The organism is Hydrogenophaga sp. A37, assembly GCF_002001205.1.
GTDB lineage: Bacteria > Pseudomonadota > Gammaproteobacteria > Burkholderiales > Burkholderiaceae_C > Hydrogenophaga.
This window is the reverse complement of the sequence record NZ_MUNZ01000101.1, coordinates 88,831-111,370: the sequence shown is the minus strand read 5'-3', so window position 1 is coordinate 111,370 and position 22,540 is coordinate 88,831. Positions and strand designations below refer to the sequence as shown.

At 62.2% G+C, this 22,540-nt stretch carries 18 protein-coding genes and 5 tRNA genes; 4 read left to right on the top strand and 19 right to left on the bottom strand.

Features of this window, described 5'->3' with window-relative positions; genetic code table 11:
* Positions 1-4: 4 nt before the first annotated feature.
* The 6 genes from B0E41_RS11550 to B0E41_RS11525 all read right to left on the bottom strand — a co-directional run bounded on the left by B0E41_RS11550 (position 5) and on the right by B0E41_RS11525 (position 6,323).
* A complete protein-coding gene (locus B0E41_RS11550) occupies positions 5-994 on the bottom strand; it encodes a tripartite tricarboxylate transporter substrate binding protein (RefSeq protein WP_077331293.1) in 990 nt (329 codons plus the stop codon).
* A gap of 31 nt (positions 995-1,025) precedes the next feature.
* The gene (locus B0E41_RS11545) at positions 1,026-2,351 is read right to left on the bottom strand and encodes a malonyl-CoA decarboxylase family protein (RefSeq protein WP_077331292.1); all 1,326 of its coding nucleotides are present in this window, start codon (positions 2,349-2,351) and stop codon (positions 1,026-1,028) included.
* Complete coding sequence (locus tag B0E41_RS11540; protein ID WP_077331291.1) at positions 2,348-3,016, bottom strand: GntR family transcriptional regulator; 669 nt, start codon at positions 3,014-3,016, stop codon at positions 2,348-2,350. The genes B0E41_RS11545 and B0E41_RS11540 overlap by 4 nt, the downstream gene beginning before the upstream one ends.
* Before the next feature lie 155 nt (positions 3,017-3,171).
* Positions 3,172-3,975, bottom strand: a complete 804-nt coding sequence (gene lgt, locus B0E41_RS11535; RefSeq protein WP_077331290.1) for a prolipoprotein diacylglyceryl transferase — start codon at positions 3,973-3,975, stop codon at positions 3,172-3,174.
* Positions 3,976-4,083: 108 nt separating this feature from the next.
* Positions 4,084-5,943 carry a dihydroxy-acid dehydratase gene (ilvD, locus tag B0E41_RS11530; protein WP_077331289.1) on the bottom strand — a complete coding sequence of 620 codons (1,860 nt, stop codon included), beginning with the start codon at positions 5,941-5,943 and terminating at the stop codon, positions 4,084-4,086.
* Positions 5,944-6,083: 140 nt separating this feature from the next.
* The gene (locus tag B0E41_RS11525; RefSeq protein WP_077331288.1) at positions 6,084-6,323 is read right to left on the bottom strand and encodes a TIGR04438 family Trp-rich protein; all 240 of its coding nucleotides are present in this window, start codon (positions 6,321-6,323) and stop codon (positions 6,084-6,086) included.
* A gap of 124 nt (positions 6,324-6,447) precedes the next feature.
* Between B0E41_RS11525 and B0E41_RS11520 the strand changes: the two genes are divergently transcribed.
* Positions 6,448-6,753 carry a c-type cytochrome gene (locus B0E41_RS11520; RefSeq protein ID WP_077331376.1) on the top strand — a complete coding sequence of 102 codons (306 nt, stop codon included), beginning with the start codon at positions 6,448-6,450 and terminating at the stop codon, positions 6,751-6,753.
* Positions 6,754-6,846: 93 nt separating this feature from the next.
* Here the strand turns inward: B0E41_RS11520 and acs are convergent, their stop codons facing one another.
* A complete protein-coding gene (acs, locus tag B0E41_RS11515) occupies positions 6,847-8,841 on the bottom strand; it encodes an acetate--CoA ligase (protein WP_077331287.1) in 1,995 nt (664 codons plus the stop codon).
* Between the two features lie 202 nt (positions 8,842-9,043).
* Between acs and B0E41_RS11510 the strand changes: the two genes are divergently transcribed.
* Positions 9,044-9,643: a YqhA family protein gene (locus B0E41_RS11510; RefSeq protein ID WP_077331286.1), complete on the top strand. Its 600-nt coding sequence runs from the start codon at positions 9,044-9,046 to the stop codon at positions 9,641-9,643.
* A gap of 59 nt (positions 9,644-9,702) precedes the next feature.
* Here B0E41_RS11510 and fumC read toward each other — a convergent pair whose 3' ends face one another.
* Positions 9,703-11,088 (bottom strand): class II fumarate hydratase, encoded by a 1,386-nt coding sequence (gene fumC, locus B0E41_RS11505; RefSeq protein WP_077331285.1) that lies wholly within the window; start codon positions 11,086-11,088, stop codon positions 9,703-9,705.
* A gap of 130 nt (positions 11,089-11,218) precedes the next feature.
* On the opposite strand from fumC, the gene B0E41_RS11500 reads away from it, so the two are divergent.
* Both B0E41_RS11500 and murI read left to right on the top strand, forming a co-directional pair.
* The gene (locus B0E41_RS11500; RefSeq protein ID WP_077331284.1) at positions 11,219-12,772 is read left to right on the top strand and encodes a fumarate hydratase; all 1,554 of its coding nucleotides are present in this window, start codon (positions 11,219-11,221) and stop codon (positions 12,770-12,772) included.
* Positions 12,769-13,596, top strand: a complete 828-nt coding sequence (murI, locus tag B0E41_RS11495) for a glutamate racemase (protein ID WP_077331283.1) — start codon at positions 12,769-12,771, stop codon at positions 13,594-13,596. Before B0E41_RS11500 ends, murI begins: the two co-directional genes overlap by 4 nt.
* A gap of 12 nt (positions 13,597-13,608) precedes the next feature.
* Here the strand turns inward: murI and B0E41_RS11490 are convergent, their stop codons facing one another.
* From B0E41_RS11490 to B0E41_RS11440, 11 genes are all read right to left on the bottom strand, one after another.
* Positions 13,609-14,907: an MFS transporter gene (locus B0E41_RS11490; protein WP_077331282.1), complete on the bottom strand. Its 1,299-nt coding sequence runs from the start codon at positions 14,905-14,907 to the stop codon at positions 13,609-13,611.
* A 75-nt stretch (positions 14,908-14,982) separates the two neighbouring features.
* A complete protein-coding gene (locus B0E41_RS11485) occupies positions 14,983-15,606 on the bottom strand; it encodes a DUF6806 family protein (protein WP_077331281.1) in 624 nt (207 codons plus the stop codon).
* Positions 15,607-15,648: 42 nt separating this feature from the next.
* A tRNA-Leu gene (locus B0E41_RS11480) sits at positions 15,649-15,737 on the bottom strand.
* A 141-nt stretch (positions 15,738-15,878) separates the two neighbouring features.
* Positions 15,879-15,954: transfer RNA gene (locus B0E41_RS11475), tRNA-Gly, on the bottom strand.
* Positions 15,955-15,977: 23 nt separating this feature from the next.
* Positions 15,978-16,051, bottom strand: a tRNA-Cys gene (locus tag B0E41_RS11470).
* Positions 16,052-16,126: 75 nt separating this feature from the next.
* Positions 16,127-16,202, bottom strand: a tRNA-Gly gene (locus B0E41_RS11465).
* A gap of 88 nt (positions 16,203-16,290) precedes the next feature.
* Positions 16,291-18,723, bottom strand: coding sequence for an endopeptidase La (lon, locus tag B0E41_RS11460; RefSeq protein ID WP_077331280.1), 2,433 nt, complete (start codon positions 18,721-18,723; stop codon positions 16,291-16,293).
* A gap of 86 nt (positions 18,724-18,809) precedes the next feature.
* On the bottom strand, positions 18,810-20,075 hold the full coding sequence (gene clpX / locus B0E41_RS11455; protein ID WP_077331279.1) for an ATP-dependent Clp protease ATP-binding subunit ClpX: 1,266 nt from the start codon (positions 20,073-20,075) through the stop codon (positions 18,810-18,812).
* A gap of 148 nt (positions 20,076-20,223) precedes the next feature.
* Positions 20,224-20,841 (bottom strand): ATP-dependent Clp endopeptidase proteolytic subunit ClpP, encoded by a 618-nt coding sequence (gene clpP, locus B0E41_RS11450; RefSeq protein WP_077331278.1) that lies wholly within the window; start codon positions 20,839-20,841, stop codon positions 20,224-20,226.
* Positions 20,842-21,033: 192 nt separating this feature from the next.
* Positions 21,034-22,344 carry a trigger factor gene (gene tig / locus B0E41_RS11445; protein WP_077331277.1) on the bottom strand — a complete coding sequence of 437 codons (1,311 nt, stop codon included), beginning with the start codon at positions 22,342-22,344 and terminating at the stop codon, positions 21,034-21,036.
* A 68-nt stretch (positions 22,345-22,412) separates the two neighbouring features.
* Positions 22,413-22,499 (bottom strand) — tRNA-Leu (locus B0E41_RS11440).
* Positions 22,500-22,540 lie beyond the last annotated feature (41 nt).

Genomic DNA, 22,540 nt, shown 5'->3' with positions numbered 1-22,540 from the left:
AGGCTCAGTCAAGCTTGGCACCGGAGGCCTTGACCACCTGTGCCCACTTCTTCAGCTCGGTCTTGATGAACCCGTCGAACTGCGCGCCAGTGAGGTTGGGAAACTCGGCCCCTTGCGAAGCCCAGACCAGCTTGGCGTCGTCGGCTTGCACTGCCTTGCGAATCTCTTCGATGGCGCGCGCCTGTGCATCGGCCGGCGTGCCCTTGGGGGCCCAGACGCCGTACCAGGTGGTCACGTTGTAGTCGGGCAGGCCCATTTCCGCTGCACTGGGGACCTCCGGAAAAGCCGGACTGCGCTTGTTGCCCGAGACCATCAGCGCCTTGATGCGCCCGCCCTTGATGTGGGCAGCCGATGAACCGAGCCCATCAAACATCATGTCCACGTTGCCAGCGATCAGGTCATTGAGCGCCGGACCCGCGCCTCGGTAGGGGATGTGCGTGATGAAGGTTTTGCTCTGCAGTTTGAACAACTCGCCAGCCAGATGGTGCGAGGTGCCGCCGCCGGCCGAACCGTAGTTGAGCTTGCCAGGGTTGGCCTTGACTTGCTCAAGGAAGGCTTTGAAATCCAGGTTGCCGAACTTCTTGGCGTTGACCACCAGAACCTGCGGCACGCTGGCCACCTGGATCAGCGGCACCAGATCACGCTCCAGGTCGTATTCCAACCTCGGGTACATGCTGGGCGCGATGGTGTGATGCACCGCACCCATGAACAAGGTGTAGCCGTCGGGCGCGGCTTTGGCCGCGATACCGGCGCCCAGCGTGCCGCCGGCACCTCCCCGGTTGTCGATCACCAAGGCCTTGCCGGTGTTTTTGGTGAACTGCGCGGCCATTGGACGGGCGAAAGCGTCGGTGCCGCCACCGGCCGGGAATGGCACGATCATGGTCACCGGCTTGCTGGGCCAGGTACCCTGCGCATGGCCGGCGCCGCTGTACACCACCAGGCCAGCCGCAGCGGCAAGCAGCACGTCGCGCCGATTGAAATTGATTTGTTGCATGGTTTGTCTCTGTTATTTTGGTGGAAGAGCGTCAGGGCAGCAGGTCCTTGATCGATGACGCGACCGGGACCTTGCCCAGCGCGAGCGCTGCCCGATTTTTATCGAGCTTCTTGAGGTCGTAGAGGTAGTTCACCATCAGCCCGTAGGACTGCTTGAAGCCCTTGACCGAAGGATCGGCAGCCCAATTCAGGCGCTCGACCCGTGCGCCGTTGCCCAGGTGAAACCGTGCCACCGCGTCCAGCGGCTTGCCCTCCTTGAGCTCCTGGGCCAGGTAGCGCGCGGCCCATTGCTTGAGGGCCACACGCGGCGGCGATTTTTCGACCAGCTCTGGAGCCGCTTCCCAAGCCTGCAGCAATTCTGCTGGCGCGTTCTTGGTCAGCCAGCCACGCAAACCAGGAATCGGAGAGAGCGTCGCAAACGTCTTGAGGCGCGGAAACTCCTCGTGCAGGCTTTCCACCACGCGCTTGATCAGCGAGTCGCCAAAGCTCACGCCACGCAACCCAGCCTGGGTGTTGCTGATGGAGTAGAAGATGGCGGTGGTGGCGCGGCCCAGATCGGCCGGCGCGGCAGATTCATCCAGCAGCGGCGTGATGCTGGCGGCGATCTCATTGATCAGCGCCACCTCGACGAAGATCAACGGCTCACCCGGCAGGCGCGGGTGAAAGAAGCCGTAACAACGCCGGTCGCTGTCCAGCCGGTTTTTCACATCGTCCCAGCTGCGGATGTCGTGCACCGCTTCGTACTTGATGAGCTTTTCCACCAGTGAGGCGGGCGAGTCCCAACTGATGCGGCGCAGCTCCAGAAAGCCCACATCGAACCACGTGGAGAACATGTACTCCATCTCCACGTCCAGCGCGAGCAGGCGTTTGTCGGCCTTGAGTTGCGGCTGCATCTCCGCCCGCAGGTTCACCAGAAACGGAATGCCGTCCGGGTGGGCGCTGAAGCGCTGCAGCAGGCGCCGGCGCGGCGACACCGTGGCGCGCCGGTACAGCACTTCGGCAGCGGCTTCGTCGGGCGTTCCCACCGCTGCCGCGTACTTCAGCTGCGCCGCCTTCACCTGCGCCGGATCGGCCACAAAGCGTTCGCTCATGAGCAGCCAAAGATCGCGCCGGTGGGCAGGCGGTGCACTGGCACACCAATCCATCAAGGCCCCGGCGCGGCGCCCCCCTTCGACCTCGCTCACCAGCGGGTCAACAATGGCCTTGAGCTCGCCGAGCTTGTGGCGCAAGGCGCTCGGCGACATCGCCTCCTCTCCCTGGCGCAGTCGGGCTCTGAGACGGTCTTGAGTGGATCGCGCCGTCGGTGCCGGTTTGCGCAGACGGGAGACGCGTTCGGTCAGCCATTCGCGGGTGTTCATGCCGTGATCCTTGACTTCTGGTTGCGCGCGAGCTCACGCAGCGCCACGCGCTGGCGCGTCAGATGGGTGCGCATGGCCGCCTCCGCACCCTCGGCGTCGTGCGCCTTGAGGGCGGCGTAGACCGCCATGTGTTCCGACAGGCTTTGCTCCAGGCGTCCCGGTGCGTGCAACTGCTGCAGGCGGGCGAGCTTGACGATCTTGCGCAGGTCGCCGATCACCTGGGCCAGCCAGCGGTTGTTGGCCAGCAGGATGATGGCCTCGTGGATCGCGAAGTTGGTCTCGTAGTACTCGGTGATGCGCTTGGCCTTGGCACTGCGCTGGAGGCGGTCATGCAGTTGTTCCAACGCGCCGAGGTCGGCATCGGTCGCGTTGTTCGCCGCCTCGAACGCGCAACGCCCCTCGAGCAAGGCGATCACCGGGAAGATTTCGTCCAGATCGCGTTCGGTGATCTCGCTCACGAAGCAGCCTCGACGAGGCTCGTGGCGCAACAAGCCCTCCGCCGTCAGCACCTTGAGCGCCTCACGCAGCGGCGTGCGCGAGATCGACCACTCGCTGCACAACCCTGGCTCATCAACGAAGCTGCCTGGCGCCAGCTCACCCGTGAAGATGCGCTCTCGAAGCTTCGAGGCCACTTCATCGTGCAGGGAGTTGAGCACCAGTCGCATCTGTGATTACCTGTAATTACAGATAATATTAAAGCGCCACTCGCATCTGGAAACGGGTATTTACCCGCAGGCCCCGCTTGGTCAGATGAACGGTCGACTGATCATCCGATGCGTGCCCGAGCCGGCATCGCCGTCACGTCACCGGGTGCGGTGACTCAGGGACGGCGACCGCACCACACCCACATCACAACCCCGCCCAGGATCATGGGCACGCAGAGCCACTGCCCCATGCTCATGCCCAACGTGAGCAGGCCCAAGTGGGCATCGGGCTCGCGGAAGAACTCGGCGATGAAGCGGAACACGCCGTAGCCGAACAAGAACGCCGCGCTCACCCGCCCAGTGGCGCGCGGCTTGCGCGCGTACAGCCACAGCAGCACAAAGAGCAGCAGCCCCTCCATCAGGAACTGATAGACCTGCGAGGGATGGCGCGGCAGGTCACCCGCCCCCCTGAACACCGTGCCCCAGGGCAGTGACGGGTCGGCCACACGGCCCCAGAGCTCACCGTTGATGAAATTGCCGACGCGGCCAGCAGCCAGCCCGGTGGGCACACAGGGCGCCACAAAATCCATCACCTGCAGCCAAGGCCGCTGGCGGCTGCGCGCGTACCAGACCATGGCCACCAGCACGCCCAGCATGCCGCCGTGAAAACTCATGCCGCCTTGCCAAACCGCAAACACCTCCAATGGGTGACTCAGGTAGTAGGCCGGTTTGTAGAACAGGCAGTAGCCGATACGACCGCCGACCACCACGCCCATGACCCCGAGAAACAGGATGTCTTCCACATCGCGCGCGGTCCAGGGGCTCGGCGTGGTGATCGAAGCGAACGGTTGGTGCTTCAGGCGTGCCCGACCCAGCAGCACGAAGAGGCCAAAGGCTGCGAGGTAGGTCAGCCCATACCAGTGAATGGCGATGGGGCCGAGTTGCAGGGCGACAGGGTCGATGGAGGGATGGATCAACATGGCTGTGGATTGTGCACGTGGCAAAAAGGCTCCGCGCTGAAAGCGCATTCAGAGGGCCAGAAACCAAACAGCCCCCGAAGGGGCTGCCTGGTTGCCGGGCCATTGGGCTCAGTCGCCCAGCAACGACAGGTCGCGCACGGCGCCTTTGTCCGCCGAGGTCGCCAGCAAGGCGTAGGCCTTGAGTGCCGTCGATACCTTGCGCGGGCGCGGCAGCACGGGCTTCCAGCCTTTGGCGTCTTGTTCGGCTCGGCGTTGCGCCAGTTCTTCGTCGCTCACCAACAGGTTGATGCTGCGGTTGGGAATGTCGATGCGGATCTTGTCGCCATGGCGCACCAGGCCGATCGCACCACCCGCTGCTGCTTCGGGCGAACAGTGGCCGATGGACAGGCCCGAGGTGCCACCAGAGAAGCGCCCATCGGTCAGCAGCGCGCAGGCCTTGCCCAGGCCCTTGGACTTGATGTAGCTGGTCGGGTAAAGCATTTCCTGCATGCCAGGGCCGCCTTTGGGACCCTCGTAGCGCACGACCACCACGTCGCCGGCCTTCACCTTGTCGGCCAGGATCTCAGCCACGGCTTCGTCCTGCGATTCGGTCACGTAGGCCGATCCTTCGAACACCAGGATGGACTCGTCCACCCCTGCTGTTTTCACCACGCAGCCATCGAGCGCGATGTTGCCATGCAGCACGGCCAGCCCACCCTCTTGCGAGAAGGCGTGTTCGCCCGAGCGGATGCAACCTTCAGCGCGGTCCACATCCAGGCTGGGCCAGCGCGTGGCCTGGCTGAACGCCACTTGTGTGGGAATGCCTGCCGGGCCGGCCATGTAAAAGGTCTTGACGTCTTCGGACGGGTTGCGGGCAATGTCCCACTGGTCCAGCGCGTCCTTCATGGTCTTCGCGTGGATGGTGGGCACGTCGGTGTGCAGCTTGCCGGCGCGGTCGAGCTCGCCCAGGATGGCCATGATGCCGCCCGCGCGGTGCACGTCTTCGATGTGGTACTTGTTGGTGTTGGGCGCCACCTTGCACAGCTGAGGCACCACGCGCGAGAGACGATCGATGTCCTGCATGGTGAAGTCGATGCCAGCCTCCTGAGCGATCGCCAGGATGTGCAGGATGGTGTTGGTCGAACCGCCCATGGCGATGTCGAGCGTGATCGCATTCTCGAAGGCCTTGAAGCCCATGGAGCGCGGCAGCACCGACTCGTCGCCCTGTTCGTAGTAACGCTCGCACAGCGCCACCGCCGTGCGACCGGCGCGCTTGAAGAGTTGCTCGCGGTCAGCGTGCGTGGCCACCACGGTCCCGTTGCCTGGCAGCGCCAGCCCCAGCGCCTCGGCCAGGCAATTCATGGAGTTGGCGGTGAACATGCCCGAGCACGAGCCGCAGGTCGGGCAGGCCGAACGCTCCACTTCGGCGAGGTCGGCGTCGCTCACCTTGTCGTCCACAGCCATCACCATCGCGTCCACCAGGTCGAGCTTCTTGAACTCCATGACATGGGTCTGCGGGTTGGCCAGGCGCACCTTGCCGGCCTCCATCGGACCACCCGACACGAACACCACCGGGATGTTCAGGCGCATCGCGGCCATCAACATGCCGGGTGTGATCTTGTCGCAGTTGGAGATGCACACCAGCGCGTCGGCACAGTGCGCATTGACCATGTACTCCACCGAGTCGGCGATCAGGTCGCGGCTAGGCAGCGAATACAGCATGCCGTCGTGGCCCATGGCAATGCCATCGTCCACCGCGATGGTGTTGAATTCCTTGGCCACGCCGCCTGCGGCTTCGACCTCGCGTGCCACCAGCTGGCCCAGGTCCTTCAGGTGCACATGGCCGGGCACGAACTGGGTGAAGGAGTTGGCGATGGCGATGATGGGTTTGCTGAAATCGCCATCCTTCATGCCAGTGGCACGCCACAGGGAACGGGCACCCGCCATGTTGCGGCCGGCGGTGGAGGTCTTGGAGCGGTAAACGGGCATGATGAAGCTTCTTCAGTGACGTGTGGGACTGGGACTTGGAGCGCAGCCCTCAATTATCCCGCAAGGGCCTGTGCGACCCGGGGTTGGCGGCAGCAGCCACGGCACTGGCGTGGACACTGCCCGCCGCATGGAGGAGGCGGTCAGCGGCGCCTGGGTTTGATGCCCAAAGCCTCGCGCTGCTTGTCGATACGATCCTGTTTTTTCTGGTCCATCTTTTCCATTTCCTTGCGCTTGGTGTAACCCGTGGCATCTGCCCATGCCCACCAGGCCACCGCCAACGCAAACGGTGACAGCACCCACCACCAAGACAGCCCGGCAACGGAACCGATCTCCAGGTACTTCAACAACATCAGGGCGACGCCCAGAATCAGCAAATACATCACACTCTCCGGTAAAGGTCCGATGAAGCTCGGCAAGTTCCTGTAAGCCCCCGCGAGACACCCAGGCCAACTCGCTAAAATCGCGCTCTGTGAGATGTTCACTTCCACACAAAAGGACGACACCATGAAACGCGCTCTGATGATTATGGCTGCGATGGCCGCCATTTCTGCCCCTGCCATGGCCGACCAGGCACTGGCCACCGCCAAGAACTGCATGGCTTGCCACGCGACAGACAAAAAGCTGGTGGGTCCTGCCTACAAAGACGTCGCCAAAAAATACGCTGGCGATGCCAAAGCCGCCGACATGCTGGCCGCGAAGATCATGAAAGGTGGCGTTGGCGTTTGGGGTGCGATCCCCATGCCAGCCAATGCCCAGGTCAATGACGCGGACGCCAAGAAGCTCGCGGCCTGGGTGTTGAGCCTGAAGTAATCAACGATTGCGCTCAAAACAAAAAACCCGCTGGATACCAGCGGGTTTTTTGTTGCCTGGCACTTTTCAAATGTCAGGCATGGGGCCAGAACGTCAATTGTTTTCGGACAACTGATCAAGGATGGCCGGGTTCTCCAGGGTGGATGTGTCCTGTGTGATGGCCTCGCCCTTGGCAATCGAGCGCAGCAGGCGGCGCATGATCTTGCCGGACCGGGTCTTGGGCAGGTTGTCACCGAAGCGGATGTCTTTCGGCTTGGCGATGGGGCCGATCTCCTTGCCCACCCAGTCGCGCAGCACCTTGGCAATCGCTTTGGCTTCGTCACCCGTGGGGCGCGAGCGCTTGAGCACCACGAAGGCCACGATGGCCTCGCCGGTCAGGTCATCAGGGCGGCCCACCACAGCGGCTTCAGCCACCAGGTCGGTCTTGCCCACCAGCGCCGACTCGATCTCCATCGTGCCCATTCGGTGCCCCGAGACGTTCAGCACGTCGTCGATGCGGCCCGTGATGCGGAAATAGCCGCGATCCACGCTGCGCACCGCACCGTCACCGGCCAAGTAGTAGCCTTTGAGCTCGTCAGGGAAGTAGCTCTTCTTGAAACGCTCGGGGTCGCCCCAGATGGTGCGGATCATTGACGGCCAAGGTTTCTTGACGACCAGAATGCCGCCCGCGCCATTGGGCACATCGTTGCCCGTCTCGTCGACGATGGCGGTGGTGATGCCCGGCAGCGGCAGCGTGCAGGAACCCGGCACCAGCGGCGTGGCGCCCGGCAGCGGGGTGATCATGTGGCCACCGGTCTCGGTCTGCCAGAAGGTGTCCACGATGGGGCAACGCTCTCCACCCACGTGTTTGTAGTACCACATCCAGGCTTCGGGGTTGATGGGCTCGCCCACCGAGCCCAGGAGGCGCAGGCTGCTCAGGTCCGAGCGCGCCGGGTGCACCTTCTCGTCGCCTTCGGCGGCCTTGATCAGCGAGCGGATCGCGGTCGGCGCCGTGTAGAAGATCGTGCATTTGTGCTTCTCGATCATCTGCCAGAAGCGACCTGCGTTCGGGTAGGTGGGCACGCCTTCAAACACGATCTGCGTGGCCCCAGCGGCCAGCGGGCCGTAGGCCACGTAAGTGTGGCCGGTGATCCAGCCGATGTCGGCCGTGCACCAGAAGACGTCGGAATCCTTCAGGTCGAAGGTCCAGTTCATCGTGAGGTTGGCCCACAGCAGGTAGCCGCCGGTGCTGTGCTGCACACCCTTGGGGGTACCGGTGGAGCCTGAGGTGTAAAGGACAAACAGCGGGTGCTCGGCGCTCACCATTTCGGCGGGGCAATCGTTGGAGGCAGCGTCCATGACTTCGTGCATGAAGCTGTCGCGGCCGGCCACCATGTTGACGGCGGTGGGCGTGCGCTGGAACACGATCACGTCCTTCACGCACTCACAACCGCCCATCGCAATGCCTTCGTCCACGATGGACTTGAGCGGCAGTTCCTTGCCACCGCGCAGCTGGTAGTTGGCGGTGATGACCGCCACGGCGCTGGCGTTCTGGATGCGCTCCTGCAACGCCTTGGCCGAGAAGCCACCAAACACCACACTGTGGGTGGCGCCGATGCGGGCACAGGCCTGCATGGCCACCACACCTTCAATCGTCATGGGCATGTAGATGACGACGCGATCACCCTTCTTCACACCACGCACCTTCAAAGCATTCGCAAATTGCGACACCTTGGCCAGCAACTCTTTGTAGGTGACCTTGGTCACTTCACCACCATCGGCCTCGAAAATGATTGCGGTCTTGTTTTCGACCGGCGTGCCCATGTGGCGATCCAGGCAGTTGTACGAGGCGTTCAACTCACCATCTTCGAACCACTTGTAGAAAGGCTTGTTGGATTCGTCGAGCACCTTGGTGAAAGGTTTGCTCCAGGTCAGGGTTTCACGGGCGCGCTTGGCCCAGAAGCCTTCAAAGTCGCTCTCTGCCTCGGCGCACAGCGCGTCGTACGCGTCCATACCGGAAATGCAAGCCCCCTTGCGGAAGGCTTCGCTGGGCTCGAAGACACGGTTTTCAACCAAGGTCGATTCAATGGACGATGACGGCGTTGACATGGGCAAGTCTCCTCTTGGGGTGTGGAACAGTGAACCTGGCGAATGTGCGCAAAGGCTCTTACGAGCCGCTTACTTGGGCATTCAGGACCCGTCATCGGGGATCAGGATGAATGGTGCAAGCGCAAGGGTATTGTGATGGAGACCTACAATCGCGCTCAAGTTTTCCCGCGCCAGCGGCCCACCCCATTTTGTCAGCCATTCAATGAGTCACCCACCCAAAACCAACGGCAATCTGCAGGCTCTGCCCAACCTGATTTTCGCCAGCCGCTGGCTGCAACTGCCCCTGTATCTCGGGCTGATCCTGGCCCAGGGCATCTATGTGTTCCATTTCTGGGTGGAGTTGGTGCACCTGATCGAAGCCGCCTTTGGCAACAAGGACGCACTGGCCGCCCTGGTCAAGAGCATCGGCTACAAGGAGTCGTTCGATGTCACGGCGCTCAACGAAACCATCATCATGCTGGTGGTTCTGGCACTGATCGACGTGGTGATGATCTCCAACCTGCTGATCATGGTGATCGTGGGAGGTTACGAGACCTTCGTGAGCCGCATGAACCTGGAGAGCCACCCGGACCAGCCTGAGTGGCTCAGCCACGTCAACGCCTCGGTGCTTAAGGTGAAGCTGGCCACGGCCATCATCGGCATCAGCTCCATCCACCTGCTGAAGACCTTCATCAACGCCGCCAACTACTCTGAGCAGGTGCTCCAGTGGCAGACCATCATTCACGTGGTGTTCCTGCTCAGCGCCATGGCGATCGCGTTCACCGACCGGCTGATGAGCAAGCCTGCAGGTGACGCTCACTGAGAGCCACTCAATTCCTTCACGAATGCGGCCCGTGTGGCCGCTTTTTTTCGCCCGACGCCTCAGCGACCCACCATCCGGTCGGGCACCACCCAGCGGTCAAAGTCTTCGCCCGAGACAAAACCCAAAGCCAGCGCCGCCTCGCGCAGGGTGATGCCTTTCTGGTGCGCCACCTTTGCGATCTGTGCCGCCCGGTCGTAGCCGATGTGCGGGTTGAGCGCGGTCACCAGCATCAGCGAGCGCGCCAGCAGTTCGTTGATGCGCTCACGGTTCGGCTCGATGCCCACGGCGCAGTGGTGATCAAAGCTTCGCATGCCATCGGCCAGCAGGCGCACGCTCTGCAGAAAGTTGTGAGCCACCATCGGGCGGAACACATTGAGCTCAAAGTTGCCCGACGCACCACCCATGTTGATGGCCACGTCGTTGCCCATCACCTGGCAGCAGAGCATGGTGAGAGCCTCGCACTGCGTGGGGTTCACCTTGCCCGGCATGATGGACGAACCCGGCTCGTTCTCGGGAATCGACAGCTCACCCAGCCCGCTGCGCGGCCCGCTGGCGAGCCATCGCACGTCGTTGGCGATCTTCATCAGGCTCGCCGCCAGGCCCTTGAGCGCACCGTGGGCGTGCACCAGCGCGTCGCAGCTGGCGAGTGCTTCAAACTTGTTGGGCGCACTGACCAGCGGCAACCCGGTGTGGCGGGCCAGCTCAGCCGCCACCTCGTCAGCAAAGCCCGGCGGCGCGTTGAGCCCGGTCCCCACCGCAGTGCCGCCCAGCGCCAGCTCGCTCAGGTGCGGCAGCGCGGCGCGCACATGACGTTCGGCGTGCGACAGCTGCGCCACCCAGCCCGAGATCTCCTGCCCCAGCGTGAGGGGGGTGGCGTCCTGCAAGTGGGTGCGGCCGATCTTCACGATGTCGTCAAAGGCCACGGCCTTCGCGGCCAGGGTTTCGCGCAAACCCGCCAAGGCCGGCAGCAGGCGCTGCGTCAACCCCTCCACCGCCGCCAGGTGCATGGCGGTGGGGAACACGTCGTTGGACGACTGGCTGCGGTTCACGTCGTCGTTCGGGTGCACCCGCCGGTCTTCTCCCCTCGCGCCGCCCAGCAATTCGCTGGCGCGGTTGGCCAGCACCTCGTTCAGGTTCATGTTGCTCTGGGTGCCGGAGCCGGTCTGCCAGACCACCAGCGGAAATTCGGCCCTGTGCCGCCCAGCGATCACCTCGTCGGTCGCCGCCACGATGGCCTGCGCCATTCCCGCATCCAACCCGGCCAGCGACGGGTTCACCACCGCGCAGGCCCGCTTCACCTGCGCCAGCGCGCGGATCAACTCCACCGGCAGGTGCTCACCGGAAATGTCGAAGTGTTCGAGTGAGCGCTGGGTTTGCGCGCCCCACAGTCGGTCTGCGGGCACATCGATCTGCCCCATGCTGTCGCGTTCGGTCCGGGTGTTCATGGCTTGGCTCCAGTCGTCAGCCGGTGAAAGGCTGGGCCTGTCAAAATAACGGGCTGATCCCACCGTAGCAGACCTTGCGCCGCGCCACCAGCAAGGCACGCCTTGTCCACGTCCCCACCATTGCCCCACCATGACCACGAGCATCCGCCAGAACGACCTGATCGAATCCGTTGCCGCCGCCCTGCAGTACATCAGCTACTACCACCCGGCCGACTACATCGCCCACCTGGCCCGCGCCTATGAGCGCGAGCAGAGCGCCGCCGCCAAGGACGCGATCGCGCAGATCTTGACCAACAGCAAGATGAGCGCCACCGGCCACCGCCCGATCTGCCAAGACACCGGCATCGTCAACGTGTTCCTCAAGGTAGGCATGGACGTGCGCTGGGAAGGCTTCACGGGCAGCCTGGACGACGCCATCAACGAAGGCGTTCGCCGCGGCTACAACCACCCCGACAACACGCTGCGCGCCAGCGTCGTGGCCGACCCGCAATTCGACCGCAAGAACACCAAGGACAACACCCCCGCCGTGATCTTCACCGAGATCGTGCCCGGCAACACGGTGGAAGTGACCGTGGCGGCCAAGGGCGGCGGCTCGGAGAACAAGTCCAAGATGGTCATGCTCAACCCCGGCGACAACGTGGTCGACTGGGTGCTCAAAACCGTGCCGACCATGGGCGCAGGCTGGTGCCCGCCGGGCATGCTGGGCATCGGCATCGGTGGCACCGCCGAGAAGGCCGTGCTCATGGCAAAGGAAAGCCTGATGGACGACCTGGACATGTACGAGCTGCAGGCCAAGGCGTCCAAGGGCGAGAAGCTCAGCAAGGTCGAAGAAATGCGCCTGGAGCTGTTCGAGAAGGTCAACGCACTCGGCATTGGCGCGCAGGGCCTGGGCGGCCTGACCACCGTGCTCGACATCAAGATCAAGATGTACCCCACGCACGCGGCCAGCAAGCCCGTGGCCATGATCCCCAACTGCGCCGCCACGCGCCACGCCCACTTCGTGCTCGACGGCAGCGGCCCGGTCTACATCGACCCGCCGAGCCTGGATTTGTGGCCCGACGTGGCCTGGACACCCGACTATGTGAAAAGCAAAAAGGTGGACCTCAACGCCCTCACGGCCGCCGAAGTGGCGAGCTGGAAGCCGGGCGACACCCTGCTGCTCAACGGCAAGATGCTCACCGGCCGCGACGCTGCGCACAAGCGCATCCAGGACATGCTGGCCAAGGGCGAGACGCTGCCGGTGGACTTCACCAACCGCGTCATCTACTACGTCGGCCCCGTTGATCCTGTCAAGGGCGAAGCGGTCGGCCCCGCCGGCCCCACCACCGCCACGCGCATGGATGGCTTCACCGAAATGATGCTGGCCCAGACCGGACTGATCGCCATGGTCGGCAAGGCCGAACGTGGCCCCGTCGCCATCGAGGCGATCAAGAAGCACAAGTCGGCTTACTTGATGGCCGTGGGCGGCGCGGCCTACCTGGTCTCCAAGGCCATCAGGACCGCCCAGGTGGTGGGCTTTGCCGACCTCGGCATGGAAGCCATCTACGAATTCGACGTGGTAGACATGCCGGTCACCGTCGCGGTGGACGCGGGCGGCACCAGCGCCCACATCACCGGCCCGGCCGAGTGGAGCAAGCGCATCGCCTCGGGCGAGTTCAAGGGCATCTCAGTCGCCAGCGCTTGAATTCCAGTGGCTTCACGGTCGGGGTATTCGACAGCGGGGTCGGCGGCCTGAGCGTGCTCAAGGCCCTGCTCGGCGAAATGCCGCAGGCGCACTTTGTCTACCTCGCCGACGGCTCTCACGCTCCCTATGGCGAACGCAGTGCGGAGCAAGTGGCCGAGCGAGCGCACCGCATCACCCAGCGCCTGCGCGAAACATTTCACATCGACGCGCTGGTGGTGGCCTGCAATACCGCCACCGCGCTGGCCATCGAAGGCCTGCGCGAGCAGCATCTGGGGTGGCCCATCGTCGGGGTCGAGCCGGCGCTCAAGCCGGCAGCAGCCCTCACGCGCAGCGGTCATGTGGGCGTGCTCGCCACGCGCGGCACCGTGGAGAGCGCACGCTTCGCGAGACTGCGTGACCGGCTCGAGAGCGAGGCCAGCAAGCCACTGCACTTCAGCTTCCAGGCCTGTGATGGCCTGGCTGACGCCATCGAGCGGGACGACCAGTCCGACATTCACACGCTGAGTCAGCGCTACATCGAAGCACTTCGGTCTCATGCGGGCACTTCAGCCCCGATGGACACCTTGGTGCTCGGCTGCACCCACTACCCTTTCGCTTCAGAGATTTTGCAGGCGCTCTGCGGTCCGAACGTCACGATGGTGGAAACCGGTGCACCGGTGGCGCGACGCACGCGCCAGGTGCTGGAAGCATTGCCCCTTCCTGAAACCCAGCGGGTCGTCGTTCCGGGGGTCACATTGCTGTCCACGGGTGATCCGGAACCACTGGAACGGGCCGCCCAACGTTGGCTGGGTTTGCAGGTTCGGGGCCAGCACCTGGCTTGCTGACTGGCGCGCCCCTCAATCGATGGCCAGGGCGGCCTGGCGGCCACGCGCCATGTTCACCGGCTGGAGCAACACCAGCCCCACGGCAAACAACACCGCGGTTGATGCGATGGCCAGGCGTTGATTGCCGTCGGTGGCCCAAGTAATGGCACCGTAGGTCAAGGGTCCGATGATGCTGGCCAGGCGCGTCGCAAATGTCCAGAGACCATAGAACTCGGCCAGTTGGGCTGGCGGCGCGAAGAGACCGGCCATGGCGCGGCCGGACGACTGGCTGGATCCCATGCACAACCCGGCAATGACGGCGGCGTACCAGAAACCGCCTTTGGTGGTGGTGAGCGCCGCAATGGCGCAAGTCGCCATCCACCCGACCAGCGTGATGCCCAGGGCCAGCTTGTGACCGATGCGGTCCTGCCAGTAGCCAAACGCAAAGGCCCCCAGCGCAGCGGCGATGTTCAGCACAAAGATCAGCACCATCGTCTCCTGCTGCGCGAAGCCAATCACCTGTTCGGCGTAGATGGCCGCGAGAGCGATCGTGACCGCTACCCCGCCTTGATAGGCGACCGCGCAAGCCAACAGCCACATGTAGTCCTTGTATCGTTTGGCACGTCGGTAGGTACCGAGCAGGTTCCGCCAGGAAGACCACAAGCTGCCCAACGCCTGACTTTGGCTGGGCATCGTGCGCTCTCGCAGCAGGCCGAACGTGAACAAGGAAGCCACCGCGAACAGCGTCGCAGTGACCAACATGGTCAGCGGCACAAATTGCTCAGCGGTCCTTCCTGCGGCCTGAGACTGCAGCACGATCACCAAGCTCAAGCCCAACGCCAACATGCCGCCCAGATAGCCAAAACTCCAGCCCCAGCCACTGACACGGCCCATGGACTCGGGCCGAGCCAGCTCGGGCAGAAACGCCGCGATCAATGACTCACCCCATGAGAAGAAGACGTTGGACGCGATGACCAACCCGATGGCGAGTGCCACGCCGCCCGGCGACACCAGCGAGAGCGCCGCAGTGGTTGTTACGCAACCCGCGGTGATGAAGACCAACAGTCGCTTCTTGGCACCATGCCGGTCAGCCCAGGCACCGATGGCCGGCATGCTCAGCATGACGATCACGTGCGAGGCACTGAGCGCAGCTGTCCAAGCAAACGTTGCCCAAGGAGCACCGCCCGCCACAGCACCAACGAAATAGGCGGCAAAAACGGCCGTGAGAACAACCGTGGTGTAACCCGAGTTGGCGAAGTCGTACATCGCCCACCCCAACAGCTCACGCTTGCGAACGCCCGGGTTGAGGGCGTCGGTAGAAAACACCTTCATCCAGATCCTATTCGGAGATTGCTGGAACGCGCCCGCCTTGATGGAGGCACGCCGGGAACAAACGAGGCTCGGGCGTCAATGGAGGTGCCGAGGCTTGCGCCCGCCACCATGGCCGGACGATCCTCCATGCCCGCGGGGTGGTTTCCCCAACTGCATGGAACTCACAAGCGCATCGAAGCGCTCCGTGAACAACCTGTCGATGGCGGCCACCACGCTGCCCAGCTCAGAGGCGTCGAAATGCCGTTCCATGACGTGCACCACATCTTCTACCAGCAGGTCGCGCTGAGCCTGCATGATGGCCGCTGGCGTCGGACCGACAAAACACATCATGAAGTCGTCACGAGCCTCTTCTTCCGATGACTCGTCCTCTTCATCGAACTCGGTGTCGTAGAACGACACTTCCAGAGGTGCGCCAGCAGCCGCAATGTCATTCAACCCCATGCAGGCCTCTTCGATCACTTGACGGAAGTCTTCGTCACCGGGCACGGTCCAGCACATCTGCAGCACGTGGGCCTCGGCATCGAACCGGATGCCGGGTTCGTCTTCGTAGGCGCTTTCGGCGGCAGCGGCAAGCGAACGCGCGCCAGCGTACTGCCAAAGCGGCTTGAGCGCATCCTGAATCTGGCTGTAGGCCACATCCTCGCGCAGGGGCACGTCCCCATGCACATGGATTTCAAAAGGCGCGTTGTATCGGGTCATGGAAACTCACTGTAGCGACGAAAACCGCAAAAGCCTAGGGGGTGGTGCCTCGAACCGGGGTCGAACCGGTACGGCCGTTTAAAGCCGGCGGATTTTAAGTCCGCTGTGTCTACCAATTTCACCATCGAGGCCGCAGGTGATTGTCGCAGGTTCACCCGCATCGCCTATGGTCGAGTCGGTGATCACTGGTGTCACGAAGGACGCTTGAAGAGACGAAGGGACGCCTGCGCAGAAACAAAAATGGGAAGCAGCGCTTCCCATTTTTTGGAGATTGGAGCGGGAAACGAGACTCGAACTCGCGACCTCAACCTTGGCAAGGTTGCGCTCTACCAACTGAGCTATTCCCGCATGGTCAAAAACCAGTTGCTGAATGGAGGCGCGACCCGGAGTCGAACCGGGCTAGACGGATTTGCAATCCGTTGCATAACCGATTTGCTATCGCGCCCAAAACGCCGGATCGGGAAACCCCATCCACCGCCATCGACAAAAAAGGGAAGCCGGGCTTCCCTTTTTCTGAAACTGGAGCGGGAAACGAGACTCGAACTCGCGACCTCAACCTTGGCAAGGTTGCGCTCTACCAACTGAGCTATTCCCGCAAACTTCCGACGTTTGGTGATGTTCGTCGGAAGCTAGAATTCTAGCTCAGAAAATGCACTCTTTTCAAGCCCACTCAACTTTTTTGGGTCAGTGCTTCACGGCATCTGGTGCCGCTGCGGGCGTGCGCACAGCGGCGGCGGCCAGTTGCGCAGCCACTTCTTCATCGGTCAACGGAACGGGCATGCGCTCGAGCGCGATGGACAACACCTTGTCAATCCACTTCACCGGCACGATCTCCAACCCCTGCTTCACGTTGTCAGGAATCTCTGCCAGGTCTTTCACGTTCTCTTCCGGAATGATCACGGTTTTGATACCGCCACGCAGCGCGGCCAGAAGCTTCTCTTTCAATCCACCGATCGCCGTCACTTCCCCGCGCAGCGTGATTTCACCGGTCATCGCGACATCGGCCCGCACAGGAATGCCCGTGAGCGAAGACACCAGCGCCGTGGTCATGGCGGCACCCGCACTCGGTCCGTCTTTCGGCGTCGCACCATCGGGCACGTGAATGTGGATGTCACGCTTGTCGAACTGTTCATCCTTGATGCCGAGCGAGCGAGCGCGGCTTCGCACCACCGTCCTTGCCGCTTCCACCGATTCCTTCATGACATCACCCAGTGACCCGGTGCGCGTGATCACACCCTTGCCCGGCATGATCGCCACCTCAATGGTCAGCAGATCGCCACCCACTTCGGTCCACGCCAGACCCACCACCTGACCCACCTGGTTCTGCGCTTCGGCGCGGCCGTAGCTGTACTTTCGCACACCCAGGAAATCGTTGAGGTTGTCCGCGTCCACCACCACCGTGGGCGTGTATTTCTTGAGCAGCAAGCCCTTCACCACCTTGCGACAGATCTTGCCGAGTTCGCGTTCCAGCGAACGCACGCCCGCCTCGCGGGTGTAGTAGCGAACAATGTCGCGCACCGCTTCGTCCTTGACGTTCAACTCGCCCTCGCGGATACCGTTGTTCTTCAACTGCTTGGGCAGCAAGTAGCGGATCGCGATGTTGGTTTTTTCGTCTTCTGTGTAGCCCGACAAGCGAATCACTTCCATGCGATCCAACAGGGCCGGCGGGATGTTCATCGAGTTCGAGGTGGCCACGAACATCACGTCCGACAGGTCGAAATCCACTTCGACGTAGTGATCGCCAAAGGTGTGGTTCTGCTCAGGATCAAGGACCTCAAGCAGAGCACTGGACGGATCACCGCGGAAGTCGGTACCCAGCTTGTCGATCTCATCCAACAGGAACAGCGGGTTGCGCGTGCCCACCTTGCTCAGACTCTGCAGCACCTTGCCCGGCATGGCGCCGATGTAGGTGCGGCGGTGGCCTCGGATTTCGGCTTCGTCGCGCATACCACCCAGTGCCATGCGCACGTATTTGCGGCCCGTGGCCTTGGCCACCGACTGACCCAGCGAGGTCTTTCCCACACCCGGAGGACCCACCAAACACAGGATGGGCGCCTTGACCTTGTCCACGCGCTGCTGCACCGCAAGGTATTCAAGGATGCGGTCTTTGACCTTGTCCAGCCCGTAATGATCCTCGTTGAGCACTTCTTCCGCGTGCGCCAAGTTGTGCTTGATCTTGGTCTTCTTGCTCCAAGGCAAGGCGACGAGCGCGTCGATGTAGTTCCGCACCACGGTGGCTTCGGCCGACATGGGCGACATCAACTTGAGCTTCTTGAACTCTGCATCGGCTTTCTTGCGCGCTTCAGCGGGCATCTTGGCGGCCTTGATTTTCTTCTCGATCTCTTCGATGTCGGCGCCCTCTTCGCCTTCGCCGAGCTCCTTCTGGATCGCCTTGACCTGTTCGTTCAGGTAGAAGTCGCGCTGGTTCTTCTCCATCTGGCGCTTGACGCGACCCCGGATCTTTTTGTCAACGTTGAGAATGTCAACTTCGCGTTCCAATTGCTCGAACAGGTTTTCCAGGCGCTTGTTGACCGGGTCGAGGTCGAGCACAACCTGCTTGGACTCAAGCTTGAGCGGCAGGTGGGCGGCAATGGTGTCGGCCAAGCGGCCCGGATCGTCAATGCTGGAAATCGAGGTCAGGATCTCTGACGGGATCTTCTTGTTCAGTTTGACGTACTGATCGAATTGCTGCATCACCGCACGGCGCAGCGCTTCCAGCTCGTTCGACTGAGCGGCCAGTTTTTCCTGAGCGGGATCGACAGGCGCGACGTTCGCCACAAAATGGCTTTCACCGTCCTGAATCGACAGCACCTTCGCACGCTGCACGCCCTCGACCAGTACCTTCACCGTACCGTCAGGCAGCTTCAGCATTTGCAAGATGGTGGCGACACAGCCCATCTCGAACATGTCATCCACCGCAGGTTCGTCTTTGGCGGCGGCCTTTTGCGCCACCAGCATGATGCGCCGTTCGGCCTCCATGGCCGCTTCCAGAGCCTTGATGCTCTTGGGGCGTCCCACAAACAACGGGATCACCATGTGCGGAAAGACCACCACATCGCGCAGGGGCAACAGGGGCAGATCAACGGGCGTGCTGGGCAAGGGAATTTGTCCGGACATACTTAACCTCTAAAAGGTTTCGGTGGAACAACGCGTAAGACCTCGCATCGGCCCTCTACGTTGCACACACCACACAGCGCACGCGCTCAAGCCTGCTTGGCCGCCTCTCGGTACACCAGCAGGGGGGGTTTGTTCTCTTCAATCGTGGACTCATCGACCACCACTTTTTCGACATTGCTCATGCCGGGCAGATCGAACATGGTGTCGATCAGCGCGTTTTCCAGGATAGAGCGCAGTCCGCGCGCGCCGGTCTTGCGAGCCAACGCCTTGCGCGCGATCGCTTTCAGCGCCGCCGGACGCACTTCCAGCTCCGCCCCCTCCATGGCCAGCAAACGCGAAAACTGCTTGACCACCGCGTTCTTCGGCTCGGTGAGGATCTCCACGAGCGCATCCTCGCTAAGTTCCGACAATGCAGCAATCACGGGCACACGGCCGACCAACTCTGGAATCAACCCGAACTTGATCAGGTCTTCGGGTTCGATTTCCTTAAAAGCATCGGTCAGGCTGCGCTGTTGCTTGCTCTTGACCACCGCGCTGAACCCCATACCAGAGGCCTCGGTGCGGTTCTCGATGATCTTTTCCAGACCGGCAAACGCGCCACCGCAAATGAACAGGATGTTGGTCGTGTCAACCTGCAAAAAGTCTTGGTTGGGGTGTTTACGACCGCCCTGGGGCGGCACGCTCGCCATCGTGCCTTCAACCAACTTGAGCAAAGCCTGCTGCACGCCCTCGCCCGACACGTCGCGGGTGATCGAGGGGTTGTCGGACTTGCGCGTGATCTTGTCGATTTCGTCAATGTAGACGATGCCCTGCTGCGCGCGCTCGACGTCGTAATTGCAGCTCTGCAGCAGCTTGGCCACGATATTTTCGACGTCTTCGCCCACGTAACCCGCTTCGGTCAGTGTGGTGGCATCGGCCATCACGAATGGAACGTTGAGCATTCGAGCCATGGTCTGAGCCAGTAGCGTCTTGCCTGACCCCGTAGGACCGATCAGCAAGATGTTGCTCTTGGCCAGCTCGACATCATCCTTGCGGGCATTTTGCTTGTGGCGCAGGCGCTTGTAGTGGTTGTAGACCGCCACGGCCAGGGCGCGCTTGGCGGCTTCCTGCCCAATGACATAGTTGTCTAGATTGCCCTTGAGATCGGCCGGTGTCGGCACGTCGTCGCTGGACGCCTTGACCGACTCCAGACCAGGCAACTCATCACGAATGATGTCGTTGCACAAATCAATGCACTCGTCGCAGATGAACACCGACGGACCGGCGATCAGTTTCTTCACCTCGTGCTGGCTCTTGCCACAAAACGAGCAGTAGAGCGCTTTTTCACTGGAGGCGGATTTTTTGTCGGCCATAGGTCTGGAGGTCCGGAATGCCTGTTGGGAGCGGTGGAATCAATGATAGTTCAAGCCTACACAGGCTCAAACGAAGGAAAAGAGGGCCAATCAGGCCCATTCCGCTGCCAGAACGGGCCCTTTCTGGCGACAGCCAAGGTTTCCGCGGTCAGGCTGCGGTGGGGCGTCTTTCAATCACCTTGTCGATCAGGCCGTACTCGGCAGACTCGGCGGCGGACATGTAGTAGTCGCGCTCGGTGTCTCGTGCGATGCGATCCAAGGGTTGCCCTGTGCGTTCGGCCAGAATCTTGTTGAGTTGTTCGCGGGTTTTGAGAATCTCGCGGGCCTGGATCTCGATCTCTGTCGCCTGACCACGGCTGCCACCCGAAGGCTGGTGAATCATGACTTTCGAGTTAGGCAGTGAAAACCGTTTGCCCTTGGCGCCGGCCGCCAGGAGGAACGCGCCCATGCTGGCGGCGAAGCCACAGCACAGGGTGGACACGTCGGGTTTGATGAAATTCATCGTGTCGAAAATGGCCATGCCTGCGCTCACTGAACCGCCGGGCGAGTTGATGTAGAACGAAATGTCCTTGTCGGGATTTTCACTCTCCAGAAACAACAACTGGGCCACCACCAAGTTGGCCGAATGGTCATTGACTTCACCGACCAGGAAGATCACCCGCTCTCGGAGCAGCCGGGAATAGATATCGTAGGCACGCTCACCGCGGCCCGAGGTTTCGATGACCATGGGCACCATGCCCAGTCCCTGAATGTCCATTGCGCTCATGCGTTTCTCCGGTGTGTGTTTGAGACCATGTCACTACTGTAACCAACCCGACAAAGCCGCGATTCCACAGCGGCTTTGTCCGAGACTTGCATATGGCGTGCCCACCACAAAAGACAAGCGACACCGCAAAAAAAAGGGCGGATTCCTCCGCCCTCGTCGCCCGCGTCGACTGCCTGCATCAGGCCTTGCCAATCACGCTTGGCCCATCAACTCGTCAAAACCAATCACTTTGTCGGTGACCTTCGCCTTGGCAAACACGAACTCGGTGACGTTGTTTTCGATCACGATCGCTTCCACTTCGGCCATGCGGCGGTTGTCACTGGTGTACCAGCGCACGACGTCGGCCGGCTTTTCGTAGGACGCAGCCAGATCTTCGATGTGGGACTTGATCTGCTCGGGCTTGGCGTGCAGCTCGTTGGCGCGCACCAGCTCGGCCACCACCAAGCCCAGGCGCACGCGGCGCTCGGCTTGCGGACGGAACAGGTCGTCAGGGATTGGAGCCTTGTCGGCATCCTTGACGCCGCGCTGCTTCAGGTCGGCGCGAGCACCTTCCACCAAGCGGTCGAGTTCGGACTGCACCACCGACTTCGGCAGGTCCAACTCGGCCTTGGCGGCCAGTGCATCCATGGCAGCTTGTTTGTTGCGAGCCTGCAGCCGGTGCTTGACCTCGCGCTCCAGGTTTTTCTTGATGTCGGCGCGCAGACCTTCCACCGTGCCTTCGGCGATGCCGAGGGACTTGGCCAAAGCCTCATCCACTTCGGGCAGGTGGGCTGCTTCGATCTTGTTGACCGTGACCAGGAAGTCGGCGGTCTTGCCGGCCACATCCTTGCCGTGGTAATCGGCCGGGAATGGCAGCGGGAAGGTCTTGGACTCACCCGACTTCATACCGCGCACCGCATCTTCGAATTCCTTGAGCATCTGGCCATCGCCCACGATGAACTGGAAGGCTTCGGCCTTGCCACCATCAAAGGCTTCGCCGTCGATCTTGCCGGCGAAGTCGATGGTGACGCGGTCGCCATCGGTGGCCACCTGGTCCTGCGCGCGTTGCGCGAAGGTGCGGCGCTGCTTGCGCAGGATGTCCAGCGTGCGGTCGATGGCTGCGTCGGTCACATCGGACGACACCTTCTCGACTTCAGCGGTGCTCAGATCGGCGATCTTGACTTCCGGGTACACCTCGAAGACAGCATCGAAAGCCAACTGGCCTTCGGGTGACTCGTTCTTTTCGGTGATCGTGGGCTGACCGGCCACGCGCAACTTGGCTTCGTCGGCGGCGGTGGCAAAAGCCTCGCCCACCTTGTCGTTCATCACCTCGTAGTGCACGGAATAACCGTAACGCTGGGCCACCACGTTCATCGGCACTTTGCCGGGACGGAAACCGTCCATCTTGACTTCACGGGCCAAGCGTTTGAGACGCTTGGCGACCTCGATCTGGATCACGTCGGCCGGCAGCGTGAGCGTGATCTTGCGTTCCAGTTTTTCCAGGGTTTCTACGGTCACGGTCATGGTTTTCTCCAAGTAGGGACGGCGGGTCAGAAGGTGCTGCCTGCCGCATGAAATCGCTGTATCTGATGTGGTGCGCGGGGGGGGACTCGAACCCCCACACCATTGCTGGCGTCAGGACCTAAACCTGGTGCGTCTACCAATTTCGCCACCCGCGCGCCTGCACGGTGATCAAGCCCCGCAGCACTGACACTGCAAA